The organism is Flavobacterium fructosi (assembly GCF_042787335.1).
GTDB classification, from domain to species: Bacteria; Bacteroidota; Bacteroidia; order Flavobacteriales; family Flavobacteriaceae; genus Flavobacterium; species Flavobacterium fructosi.
Genome location: NZ_JBHZQA010000001.1, coordinates 210,391 through 224,166, shown reverse-complemented (window position 1 = coordinate 224,166; position 13,776 = coordinate 210,391). Strand labels below are relative to the sequence as shown.

7 protein-coding genes are annotated in these 13,776 nt (G+C 34.1%); 5 read left to right on the top strand and 2 right to left on the bottom strand.

Features of this window, described 5'->3' with window-relative positions; translation table 11 throughout:
• Positions 1-140: 140 nt before the first annotated feature.
• A complete protein-coding gene (gene mutS / locus ACFX5D_RS00940; RefSeq protein WP_379856408.1) occupies positions 141-2,747 on the bottom strand; it encodes a DNA mismatch repair protein MutS in 2,607 nt (868 codons plus the stop codon).
• Positions 2,748-2,910: 163 nt separating this feature from the next.
• Between mutS and ACFX5D_RS00935 the strand changes: the two genes are divergently transcribed.
• The 3 genes from ACFX5D_RS00935 to ACFX5D_RS00925 all read left to right on the top strand — a co-directional run bounded on the left by ACFX5D_RS00935 (position 2,911) and on the right by ACFX5D_RS00925 (position 7,844).
• A complete protein-coding gene (locus tag ACFX5D_RS00935) occupies positions 2,911-3,369 on the top strand; it encodes a DUF1573 domain-containing protein (protein WP_379856407.1) in 459 nt (152 codons plus the stop codon).
• Between the two features lie 74 nt (positions 3,370-3,443).
• Positions 3,444-3,974: an RNA methyltransferase gene (locus tag ACFX5D_RS00930; RefSeq protein WP_379856406.1), complete on the top strand. Its 531-nt coding sequence runs from the start codon at positions 3,444-3,446 to the stop codon at positions 3,972-3,974.
• A gap of 96 nt (positions 3,975-4,070) precedes the next feature.
• Positions 4,071-7,844, top strand: a complete 3,774-nt coding sequence (locus ACFX5D_RS00925; RefSeq protein WP_379856405.1) for a T9SS type B sorting domain-containing protein — start codon at positions 4,071-4,073, stop codon at positions 7,842-7,844.
• Between the two features lie 16 nt (positions 7,845-7,860).
• On the opposite strand, the gene folK is transcribed toward ACFX5D_RS00925, so the two are convergent.
• A complete protein-coding gene (gene folK, locus ACFX5D_RS00920; RefSeq protein ID WP_379856404.1) occupies positions 7,861-8,994 on the bottom strand; it encodes a 2-amino-4-hydroxy-6-hydroxymethyldihydropteridine diphosphokinase in 1,134 nt (377 codons plus the stop codon).
• Positions 8,995-9,130: 136 nt separating this feature from the next.
• On the opposite strand from folK, the gene sppA reads away from it, so the two are divergent.
• Together sppA and ACFX5D_RS00910 are read left to right on the top strand one after the other, a co-directional pair.
• The gene (sppA, locus tag ACFX5D_RS00915) at positions 9,131-10,891 is read left to right on the top strand and encodes a signal peptide peptidase SppA (RefSeq protein ID WP_379856403.1); all 1,761 of its coding nucleotides are present in this window, start codon (positions 9,131-9,133) and stop codon (positions 10,889-10,891) included.
• Positions 10,892-11,070: 179 nt separating this feature from the next.
• Positions 11,071-13,695: an AsmA-like C-terminal region-containing protein gene (locus ACFX5D_RS00910; protein ID WP_379856402.1), complete on the top strand. Its 2,625-nt coding sequence runs from the start codon at positions 11,071-11,073 to the stop codon at positions 13,693-13,695.
• Positions 13,696-13,776 lie beyond the last annotated feature (81 nt).

Genomic DNA, 13,776 nt, shown 5'->3' with positions numbered 1-13,776 from the left:
TTCTTAAAAAGAACTACAATACTTGTTCTGTATTGCGGATGCAAATTTAGGACATTTATTGAATTACACAAGCCTTTTTTATAAAAAATTTATAGATTAAAGTTAACATTCTGATAACGTAAACTTTAAAACCCAATAAATTATTTTCTGGTTAACATTCTTTTTATTTCATTGAGTTTCATCAAAGCTTCCATTGGAGTTATGGTATTTATATCCAAATTTAAGATCTCTTCTTTGATTTCTTCTAATAAAGGGTCATCAAGATTAAAGAAACTCATTTGCATTTCATCTTTCGCCTCTTTAATTCCGTTTAGAGCATCGCTTGAATGGTTCTTCTCCAGTTTTTTTAATAACTTTTGAGCCTTCAAAATCACTATCTGTGGCATTCCTGCCATTTTTGCCACATGTATTCCAAAACTATGTGCGCTACCTCCCTTTACCAACTTTCGAATAAAAAGCACAGTATCTTTTAATTCTTTCACCGAAACATTATAATTCTGGATCCTAGGTAATGACTCACTCATTTCATTCAGCTCATGGTAATGGGTCGCGAACAAGGTCTTAGGCTTTGACGGATGTTCGTGCAAAAACTCCGCAATCGCCCAAGCGATAGAAATCCCATCGTACGTGCTCGTTCCTCTCCCAATTTCGTCTAATAATACCAAACTTCTATCGGAAATATTATTCAAGATGGAAGCCGTTTCGTTCATTTCAACCATAAAAGTAGATTCTCCCATTGAAATATTGTCACTTGCTCCTACTCTGGTGAATATTTTGTCGATAATCCCCATTCTTACGCTATCAGCAGGAACAAAACTTCCCATTTGAGCTAGTAAGACAATCAGAGCTGTTTGACGCAAAATAGCCGACTTACCAGACATATTCGGTCCCGTAATCATAATCAATTGTTGCGTCTCTCTGTCTAAGAAAACATCATTGGCAATATAAGGCATCCCAACTGGCAATTGTTTCTCGATAACAGGATGTCTTCCGTTTTTAATTTCGAGTTCGAATGTTTCGTCTAAATCCGGACAAACATATTTATTTTCAATCGCTAATTGCGTAAAAGAACACAAACAATCCAGTTGCGCGACCAAATTAGCATTCATTTGAACCGGTTTTATGTAAGTTGCAATCCAACTTACTAATTGCTCGAACAATTCCACTTCAATTTTGTAAATTTTCTCTTCGGCACCAAGAATCTTGGTTTCGTATTCTTTTAATTCTTCGGTAATGTAACGTTCTGCATTAACCAACGTTTGTTTACGAATCCATTCAGACGGAACTTTGTCTTTATGTAAATTTCTGACTTCAATATAATATCCAAAAACATTGTTAAAGGAAATCTTCAAAGAAGAAATTCCCGTTGATTGTGATTCTCGCTTTTCAATTCCTTCTAAAAATTCTTTTCCGGAAGTTGAAATCGCTCTCAAATCATCTAACTCGGCACTGATCCCTTTTGCGATAGCATTCCCTTTAGAAACAGCGACAGGTGCATCTTGATTTAAAGTATTTTTTATTTTTTCTCGAAGTAAATCACAGCTGTGCAAACTATCTCCAATCACTTTTACTGCTTCTTGCGGACTTTGCAACGCCAAAGTCTTTATTGGAATAATAGCATCCAAGGATTCTTTCAAATAAACTACTTCGCGAGGTGACACTTTCCCAGTAGCAATTTTGGAAATCAAACGCTCCAAATCTGAAATCTGCTTGATTTGATGTTGAATGTTTTTCAAAACGTCCTGATTTTCTTTTAAATAAGAAACCACTTCATGACGACTTCGTATTTTATTACTGTCTTTCAACGGCAGGGCCAGCCATCGTTTTAATAAACGACCACCCATTGGCGAAAGCGTTTTATCAATAACATCAAGAAGCGTAACGGCATTTGGATTATAACTATGATATAACTCAAGATTGCGTATCGTAAACCGGTCCATCCAAACGTAAGCATCTTCGGCAATACGTTGAATGGCAGTGATATGCTGCACTTTGTTGTGTTGTGTTTCGGACAGATAATATAAAATTGCACCCGAAGCAATAATTCCCTCTTTTAATTCTTCGATTCCAAAACCTTTCAGCGATACTGTTTGAAAATGTTTGGTAAGGACTTCAAAAGCGTAATCTTCTTTGTAAATCCAATCTTCAAGATAAAAACTGTGATAATCATCCCCAAAAATCTCCCTAAAATGATTTTTATTGTTTTTAGGAATCAGTACTTCGCTTGGATTGAAATTCTGCAATAACTTATCAATATATTCTGCATTTCCTTGCGCCGTAAGAAACTCCCCTGTCGAAACGTCTAAAAATGAAATTCCAATTGATTTATTTGCAAAATATATGGATGCTAAAAAATTATTGGTTTTAGACTGTAAAACCTCATCATTCATGGAAACACCTGGTGTCACCAATTCAGTAACTCCCCGTTTTACAATGGTTTTAGTCATTTTTGGATCTTCAAGTTGATCACAAATAGCCACTCTAAGACCGGCTTTTACTAATTTTGGTAAATATGTATTGATAGAATGGTGCGGAAATCCCGCTAAGGCCGTTTCTGTTTCAGAACCTGCACCACGTTTTGTCAAGGTTATACCAAGAATCTTAGATGCACGAACCGCATCTTCACCAAAAGTTTCATAAAAATCTCCTACTCGAAACAATAAACACGCATCAGGATATTTCCTTTTGATCTCGTTATACTGTTTCATTAATGGCGTTTCCTTAACCGTTTTATCTTTAGATGCCAAGTTATTTTATATTTAAAAAAATGAAAAAAAATGATCAGCGAATTTATATATTTTAAAACGAAATATAGTGGACTACAAAAAAATTAATATTTTTAAGAAAAAATTAAACCATTGGCATGATTTTTTCTCTAAATTTGTTTAATTAATTAAAAAAAACAAGACAATGAAAAAAATAGTTACACTAGCGTTATTATTAGTATTAGGAGTTACTGCTTCTAATGCCCAAGAAACATCAAAAGTTACTAAAAAAATAAAGGCTTCAACTGCTAAAATTTCAACTCCAAAAGTTGACGGTGCAGGAATGGTTTTTGTAACTGAGACTATCGATTATGGTACTGTTGCCCATAATGCAGACGGAAAACGTGAATTCGTTTTTACTAATAATGGAAACAAACCACTAATTATAACTAATACTCAAGGTTCATGTGGATGTACAGTGCCTACAACTCCAAAAGAACCAATTGCTCCTGGTGCAAAAGGTATTATTGGTGTAAAATATGCAACTGACAGAGTAGGTCCTTTCACGAAAACAGTGACCGTAACCTCAAATGCAGCTGGACAAGCAACAAAAACGCTGACAATAAAAGGAATAGTTTTAGCCGACGATGCACCAAAAAGCTAATTTCTAATACAATTTACATTAAAAAGCTTCCCTAATTTCGGAAGCTTTTTTCATGAAGACAAACCCTGAAAAATATGAGAAAGCTTGAAAACAGCGAATTGGAAAGGAAATCAATCGAAGCTTTTAAAGAATCTAAAAAGACACCCATTATCTTAGTTTTAGATGATATTCGAAGTTTACATAATATTGGTTCTGTGTTCCGGACTGCTGACGCCTTTTTGATTGAAAAAATATACTTGTGTGGTATTACGGCAACTCCTCCAAATAAGGAAATTCATAAAACTGCGCTTGGAGCAACAGAAACGGTAACTTGGGAACACAATAACGATGTCCTGACAGTACTTAAAAATTTAAAAAAAGACAACATAACCACTCTGGCAATCGAACAAGTGGAAAGTGCTGTTTTTCTTCAGGATTTCAAAATTGAAAAAGACAAAAAATATGCATTAGTTTTTGGGAATGAGGTCTATGGCGTTTCACAAGAAGCAGTCGCTTTATGTGATGGTTCAATTGAGATTCCGCAATTAGGAACCAAACATTCTTTGAACATTTCAGTAAGTGCAGGAATTGTAGTTTGGGAACTTTTCAAGCAATTTAACAATTAGCATCTATTTTGTTTTATTAACTTCTTAACTAGTTTCTTTTTAGTTAAAATTTATAGCCAAACACCGATATATTGATAAAATTTATATTTTTATAAAATGAAAAATAATTTTTTTTTTAAAGTAATTTTGGCAATATTTTTTTTAATCAATAATATAACCTACGCTACTAAAGTTGTTTATCCTTTAAAAAAAAGAAACGTCACCACTCTAAGACAAAACATCAACCCTGCTATTAATAATTCTAAAATAAATTTAGTAGCAAATATTGCTCCTATAATTAAAGCCACAGGCAATCAAATCTATTGCCCTCAAACCAATATAAAAATTGTAACTGATGTTACAATAACTGATCCTGATGACACCAGTACGGATGCCATTTATATTCAAATTTCATCAGGTTATATAAACGGACAAGACCAATTAACACTTAGTGGTTCACATCCTACAATTATCACAAGTTGGGATATTACTGCCGGAAAATTAAAATTATACAGTCCTAATGGAATACCAATATCTTATACGGACTTTATATCAGCAATTAAAGATGTAGAATTTTACAATTCATCGTCTTCACCTTCAGGAATTCGAAATTTTTCCATTACCATAGGTCAAGCCAATTATCTTTCCTCTACACAACATTATTATCAATTTATACCTAATCTAGGAATTACTTGGACAGCAGCAAAAACGGCAGCAGAAACGAGCACATATTATGGAATTCAAGGCTATTTAGCAACAGTAGGCGCTTTAGATGAAGCGCTACTTATTGGGGAACAAGCTTCAGGCACAGGATGGATTGGAGGCAGCGACGCTGCAACTGAAGGGGTTTGGAAATGGGTAACCGGTCCTGAAAACGGCACAATATTTTGGAATGGCCTTGCTAATGGATCATCTCCAAATTTTGCCTTTTGGAACACAAATGAACCCAATCAAACTGGTGATGAAGATTATGCTCATATTACAGAACCAGGTGTCGGAATCAAAGGCTCCTGGAATGATCTATCTGATACGGGTGCTATCAGCGGATCTTATCAACCAAAAGGTTATGTAGTAGAATATGGCGGAATGCCGGGCGATCCAACGCTACAAATAGCAACAAGTACTACAATTACAATCGCAAAAATTACAACGACAACACCAAGCCCTATTTGTGCTTCAGCGACATGTACACTTCAAGCAAGTTCTACAACTGGAACTATAAACTGGTATGATGCTGCAACAAATGGAGTTTCTCTTGGTACTAGCAATAGTTTTACGACTCCTCCCCTTTATACCACCACAACCTATTATATTGATAACGGCTGTACTCTGAGAACTCCACTTATAGTAACTGTAAATCCATTGCCGGTTGCAAATCCGGTAATAATTCCTAGACAATGTGATGACAATCAAGATGGAATATTCACTTTTAATACTGCTGTTCTTGAGACAACTTTATTAGAAAATCAAACAAACATAACCGTCACTTATTTTGACCAAAATAATAATCCGCTAAAAGATTCAAACGGAAATTTGGTAACTAGTCCCTTTCCCGCTAGTTTCACAACAACATCACAAACCATAAAAGCTGTTTTGACAAACAATTATTCTTTACACTGTTCTAACGAAACAACTATTAAATTTATCGCAGACGATTTACCCGAAGCTTTTGCCGTTCCTGCATACTTAACCACAACTTGTGATGACGAACCAAATCCATTAAATCAAGATGGTAAATTTGCTTTTGACACGGCTACATTCGAAGCTTTCATTCTAAAAGGACAAACCGGAATGATAGTTAAATATTTTGATAAAAATGGATATCCATTATCAAGTCCACTCCCAAATCCATTTGTAACTGCAACTCAAAATGTTTTAGTAACAGTAACAAATACAGCAAACACAAACTGCACTGCAACTACAACTTTGAATTTTGTTGTAAATCCTTTGCCAATTGTCTACGATGTAACAATTGTTCAATGCGATACTGATTTGATTTCAGACGGGAAAACTCTTTTTAATTTGACAGTAAATAACAATCTAATTTCCGCAAATTATACCAATGAAAACTTTACCTATTATACTTCACAATCAGGAGCTAATAATGGTCTTACAACCGATTTAATTTCAAATGATTTGGCATTCGAAAACACAACAGCATCGACAATGAATGTTTGGGTGAGAGTTGCCAATAAAATTAGCGGTTGTTATAGTATTGCCAAATTAACATTAAAAGTTCCTGCTACCAATCTTCTTTCAACTTATAAAATCAAAGTTCCTCCTGTTTGCGATGATTTTTTAGACGCTATTAACAATAATAGAGACGGAATCGCAACTTTTGATTTCTCTTGGACAAAAGCCACTATACAAACTCAATTACCAACAAACCAAGCTTATACTATAAACTATTTCAGAAACCAAGCTGATGCCTTAGCCGAACTCAATGTGATTGCGGATATTTCAAATTACAGGAATATTGGTTATCGCGATTCTCAAGATATTTGGGTCCGGGTTGAAAGTAGTCTAGATAACGCTTGCGTTGGTTTAGGGCCTTATATTACTCTAAAAGTCGAGGCTTTACCTATTGCTACTTCAGTTATAATTCCAAGACAATGTGATGACAATCAAGATGGAATATTCATTTTTGACACTAGTACCCTTGAATCGAAATTATTGAATGGACAACTACTTGCCAATGTTACTGTTACATATTTTGACCAAAACAATAAACCGTTACCAAGTCCGTTTCCGAATACTTTCATTACCGCTTCTCAAACCATAAAAGCCGTTTTAACTAATAAAACATCTTTAAAATGTTATGATGAAACAAGCATTCCTTTTATTGTAGATATTTTACCTAAGGCATTTGCAGTCTCCCCCGTCTTAACTACAGTTTGCGATGATGAAGCAGATCCTTTGAATCAAGACGGAAAATTTGCATTCGACACTTCAACATTCGAAGCCATTATTCTAGGCCGACAAACCGGAATGACGGTGACTTATTCTTTACAAAACGGAACTGTACTTTCAAATTTTTCACCCACTTTTATAACAGGGACTCAAAATATTACAGCAACAGTAATAAATCCACTAAACACTTCTTGTACTACCACCACAACTTTAAATTTTGTTGTTAATCCAATACCGAAAATTAACTTGAATGCCAATGGTAGTGAAAATGAATTGGTTTGTTCTAATCTTCCCAGTTTTTTTGTAACACTTGATGCTGGAATCCAGGACGGGTCTCCCACAAGTAATTACACCTACATTTGGTCAAAAGACGAAACTATCTTGATTGGCGAAATAGCTCCAATTCTTTCAGTAAACGCCGAAGGAAATTATGCTGTCGAAGTAACAAATAGTTCAGGTTGCAGTAGAATTCGAGCCATAAAAGTTACCGCTTCTGATTTGGCACATATCAAAAGTATTGATATTGTAGATTTGACCGATATAAATACAGTAACCGTAGAAGTAACAGGAAAAGGAATATATGAATATAGTTTAGACGAACCTAGTGGATTTTGGCAAGACTCTAATTTTTTTGATAAAGTACCCCCAGGAATTCACGAAATTTTTATCAATGACAAAAATGGCTGCGGCGTAATTAGCAAAACTATTGCCGTTATAGGCGCACCCAAATTCTTTACGCCAAACAATGACGGTTATAATGATTATTGGAGTGTAAAAGGAGTGAATGAAACTTTCAACACCAAATCAATAATCTACATTTTTGACCGTTACGGAAAACTCGTCAAACAATGGGTTCCCAATTTAAACGAAGGTTGGGATGGTACTTTTAATGGTAATCCTTTACCCGCAGATGATTATTGGTTTACCTTAAAATTAGAAGATGGAAGAGAAGCGAAAGGTCATTTTTCGTTAAAAAGGTAACTATTTCTAATTTCTCTTAACTGATTTTCTGCTGAATTTGATCTAAAATATAAAGATAATCTTCTTGGTTTTTTACAAAGTCCCGATTAGACACATCAATAATCAAAACATTTAGTTCCGTTTGTGATTTAATATAATCCAGATATCCGTTATTAATTTTATCCAAATATTCTGCTGGAATTTTCTGTTCGTAGCTTCTGCCTCTCTTTTTAATATTTTGTAAAAGGCGCTCTGAATTTTGATACAAATAAATATACAAATCTGGTTTTGGCATTTCTCTGTAAATGATATCAAAAAGGTTCCGATACAAACGGTATTCATCTTCAGCCAGTGTTATTTTGGCAAAAATCAACGATTTAAAAATATGATAATCGGCTACTATGAAATCTTTAAATAGATCAAATTGCGCTAAATCATCTGATAATTGCTGGTACCTGTCGGCGAGAAATGACATTTCAAGCGGAAAAGCGTATCGATTTTGATCTTTGTAAAATTTGGGTAAAAATGGATTATCAGCAAAACGTTCTAATACTGTTTTTGCATTAAAATCCTCGGCAATTTTCATAGCCAATGTTGTCTTTCCTGCTCCAATATTCCCTTCAAAAGCCACATAATTAAATTGTTCCAACGAAATACTTTGCAAAGGGCTTTTTAAATCCTGGATTATTTTGCAAACACTTTGATCTGGCGAGGATTCTAATAGCTCCGAAATTGTTTTTTTGAGAACAGGATGTTTCCAATCCAAATTTAGATCTTGGATAGGCAACAAAACAAATTTCCTGTTTTGCATTAACGGATGTGGAATCTGGAGTTTATCAGAATCAATAATCTCCTCATCAAAAGAGATTAAATCTACATCAATGCTTCGAGATTGATATCCTAGTTTGTTACTTCGAACCCGGCCTAATTTTTTTTCAATTTTTAGAACTTGATTTAAAACTTTCTGCGCAGAGTTCGTCGTATGAATAACTGCAACACAATTATAAAAAGCATCACTCTCAAAACCCCATGCCGGAGACTCATATAATCTGGAAACTTTTATTACTGTTCCCACTTCCTGATGTATAAATTGCAAACAATTCTCGATATTTTCCAATCGATTTCCTTGATTACTTCCTAGAGATAAAACGACTTGATGTTGTGATTTCATATTAAGCGCAAATTAAGTAAAAGAATTTTAGAATAGAAGTATCTTTGCAGAGAGTGTTGATAACTAATTTTAGAATTTCCGGACCCAAAGCTGTAACAAATTGACCTCTTTTGAGACTTATTAAAAAAATATAAATATGAAATTTTTAGGAAATGTACTGGCTACCGTCATAGGTATTTTTGTTTTTTGCATGCTGTTCTTTTTCGGGATACTGCTTATTGGAGCCATTTTTGGAGGAGAATCTGAGGGCGTTAAAGTCAAAAGCAATTCTGTGATCGAACTGAATTTAGAAGACATAAAAAATGATTATGCAGGAAAATATAAAGATCCATGGATGACTATTTTTTCAGAAAACAAAAAAGTAGGTTTGACGGATATTGTAAATGCTGTTGAGGAAGCAAAAACTGATGACGACATCAAAGGGATATCAATTTTAAATAACAATTCTTCTTTAGGCATGGCCCAAAGCAAGGCCTTGAGAGACGCACTGGAAGATTTTAAAAAATCCGGGAAATTTATAATGGCTTATGCCAATTCTTATTCTCAAAAAGAGTACTATTTAAACTCTGTTGCCAATAGCGTTTATTTGAATCCTGTAGGTGATATGGATTTCAAAGGTCTTTCTGCTGAACTTATGTTTTTTAAAGATTTACAAGAAAAATCAGGTTTAAAAATGGAAGTGATACGCCATGGTAAATACAAAAGTGCCGTAGAACCTTTCCTTGAAAATAAAATGAGTGATGCCAACAGGGAACAAGTTACTGCCTTATTAAACTCCGTTTGGACTTCAATCGTAACTGATATTTCCAAAAGCAGAAATATATCGGTGGCCAAATTAAATGAAATTGCAAACGGGCTTTTAGCGAGAACGCCTCAAATGGCAAAAGCAGCGAAATTAGTAGATGTTATTGCTTACGAAGATGTCTATCACAACGCCATTAAAAACATTTTGAAAGTAGACAAAGAAGAAGATTATAACAAAGTTACTATTTTGGATTATGCCAAAAATGTAGCCACAACTTCAAAAATGAGCGATGTAAAGGATCAAATTGCAATTATTTACGCCCAAGGCGAAATCATGAGCGGTGAAGGTGATGTAAATACAATCGGTGAAGGTTCCATGCGTCGTTCGTTACAAGAGGCACGAAAAAACAAAGACGTTAAAGCAATTGTACTTAGAATCAACAGCCCAGGAGGAAGCGCTTTGACTTCTGATTTGATCTGGCGAGAAATTGAACTGACTAAGAAAGTTAAGCCTGTAGTTGTTTCCATGGGGAATTATGCAGCTTCAGGAGGCTATTATATTGCCTGTAATGCCAATACTATTTTTGCAGAAAACAACACTATTACCGGTTCAATTGGCGTTTTTGGAATATTACCAAATTTCACTCAGTTGGCTACAAAAATAGGAATCAATACAGAACAAGTAAAAACCCATGAAAACGCCGCAAATTATAGTCCTTTTTTGCCTTTAGACGAAAAATTCAAAGCCGTTACTCTTGAAGGTGTCGAACGTATTTACAAAACATTTGTAACTCACGTGGCGCAGGGACGAAAAATGACATTTGCCCAAGTGGATGCTATTGCTCAAGGAAGAGTTTGGTCTGGTTCTGAAGCTATAAAAAATGGACTTGTAGATAAAATTGGAGGTTTAGATGATGCAATTCATGAAGCTGCAAGAATATCAAAAACAAAAAATTACAGTACACAAAACTATCCGGAATACGAGAAAAACTTCAATGATCTTTTAGAAAGTTTACCATTTTCTAACTCTAAAGCAGCCTTTATTAAAGAAGAAATAGGAGAAGAAAACTATAAAATTATGGAGCAAATAAAAAGATTGCAAACACAAAAAGGAGTCCAAGCCATGATGCCATTTGAAATCAACATCCAATAGTTTTTTTTCAAATTAAATTAAAAATGATCCGTTTAAGTAATTGCTTAAACGGATTTGTTTTTTTGTAACAAACTATTATTTAGGATAATATTAGAAAGTTCTAAATCTTAAACTATTATTTTTGTAGGAAGTCATGCAGATTTTTTTTGCTAAACTTTGTAATCTAAAGAAAGAACATCATGATAAAGAAAATTCTAAAAATCCTTTTAATTATAATTCTCCTATTTGCAGTTTCGCTGTTTGCTGTACCCTATTTTTTTAAAGACCAAATAAAAGTTAAAATTACCCAAGCTATCAATGACAAAGTAGATGCCAAGATTTCCTTTGCGGATGCGGATTTGAGTTTGTTCAAAAATTTCCCCAATGCTAACGTAACATTATACAAATTAGTCATTATAAACAAAGCTCCTTTTAAAGGAGATACATTAATTTCATTGGGCGAATTGAATTTAAAAATGTCAATCAAAGAACTTTTTAAAGGCAAAAACGAAGCGACAACCATAGACGGAATAACTTCAAAAAACGGGTTAATCAATATCATATTCAATAAAGACGGAATCGCAAATTACGATATCGCTTTAAAGGATAACAAATCCAAAAATGATGGAAAAAGCAATCCTTTGTCATTAAATATTCAGAATTATAAAATCGAAAATTTCAAGTTTAAATATTTTGACGAAAGTTCAAAAATTAAAATGGTAATTGATAGTCTGAACCATGAGGGAACCGGAAATTTTGCGGCTCAAAAATTAGATTTGGTTACTAAATCTACGGCAAAAATCTCGTTAGACATGGACATAGTCAATTATATGAAAAATATTTCCTTGACATTGGATGCCGTTTTAGGAATTGATTTAGACAAAAGTCAGTACACTTTCAAAGAAAACAAAGCGTTAATCAATCAATTGCCACTAGAATTTGATGGATTTATTCAAATGGTCGAAGCTGGTCAGGAATATAATTTAAAACTCAAAACGCCAACTTCCTCCTTCAAAAATTTCTTAGGAGTTATTCCTGCGGCATATGCGGCAAGTTTGAATCATGTAAAAACCACTGGGGATTTTACAGTTGTGGGTTATGCACAAGGATTGTATTCAGGCACCACCGTTCCAAAATTCAAAATTGAAATTGCTTCCAACAATGCTTCATTTCAGTATCCTAATTTACCGAAATCCGTTCAAAACATCGTAATTGACACTAAAATTATTAATGAAACAGGTATTCTGAATGATACGTATATCAACGTTGACAAACTTTCTTTCAAAATAGATCAGGATGTTTTCAATGCCGAAGCAAATATTCGAAACATCACGAAAAATCCTATAGTCGATGCCTCGTTAAAAGGAACCATCAACTTGGCTAACCTTACTAAAGCCTATCCTGTAAAATTAGACAAACCTTTATCCGGTATTTTAAATGCGGATGTGACTACTAAATTTGATATGGAATCCATTAAGAAAAGTCAATATCAAAACATTAACAATGCAGGAACGATGAGTTTGTCTGGTTTCAATTATGTGGATCAAAACGGAAAAACAATGAACATCAGCGATGCCTTAGTGCAGTTTAATCCAAGTCAGGTCGATTTGAAACAATTCAATGCAACAACAGGTAAAAGTGACATTAGCGTCACGGGAATTTTAGAGAATTTTTACGGTTTTATATTTAGAAACCAAGAATTGAAAGGAAATTTCAAAATGAATTCAAAGCAATTAGCAGTAAGTGATTTTATTACAACTGCCGACAAAACAAAAGGTGCCACGAGGGGTCAGGATAAAAAAGCGGAAGCGATGAAAATACCAGCTTTCTTAAATTGTACGCTTACTGCAAAAGCGACTACAGTTCTATATGATAATTTAACCTTGAAAGATGTTTCGGGGAAATTGATTGTGAAAAATGAAAAAGTTACTTTAGAAAATGTAAAAACATCTATTTTTGGGGGAACTATTGCGGTGAATGGAGCTGTTTCCACCAAAGGAAAAACGCCCGTCTTTAACATGGATTTGAATTTAAATCAAGTCGATATTGCACAATCATTCACCCAATTGAATATGCTAAAAAAAATAGCACCAATAGCCGGAATTATTAACGGAAAGTTGAATTCGACCATCAAATTAAATGGAAATCTTGATGCAAAAGAAATGACGCCTGATTTAAAAACATTGACCGGAGATTTATTGGGACAACTGCTTTCGACCACCGTAAATTCAACCAATTCAACGTTGTTGACAGCATTAGGTTCTAATTTGAAATTTATAGATGTAAGTAAGATTAATTTGAATGATCTGAAAGCAGCGATTACATTCAAAGATGGAAAAGTGAATGTAAAGCCATTTAATATCAAGTATAAAGACATTAAAGCGACTATTGGAGGGACTCACGGTTTTGATCAAAGCATGAATTATAATCTAAAATTTGATGTTCCTGCAAAATATCTTGGCTCAGAAGCCAATGCACTCATTGCAAAACTATCAGCGGCCGATGCTGCTAAATTAGAAAGTTTCCCAATAAATGCGGTATTAGCAGGTAATTTTACCAATCCAAAAATTACAACTGACATTAATAGTGCGGTGACTAAATTGACTACTCAATTAGTGAACCAACAAAAAGACAGATTGGTAAAACAAGGAACTTCGGCTTTAACTGATTATATCAATAAAAATAAGAAACCAAGTGACACCACAAAAACGGCTACTCCCGCAACTAAAGAAGAGGTAAAAGCTAAGGCTACAGAGTTACTAAATGGATTGTTTAATAAAAAGAAAAAAGTGGAAGAGCCTAAAGTGGAGCCTAAAGTTCAATAAGATAATTTGATTGAAAATAGTCGTTTTTCATCATTCTAAAAAGCAGGAATTTCAATAATTGTTTGAAATTCCTGCTTTTTT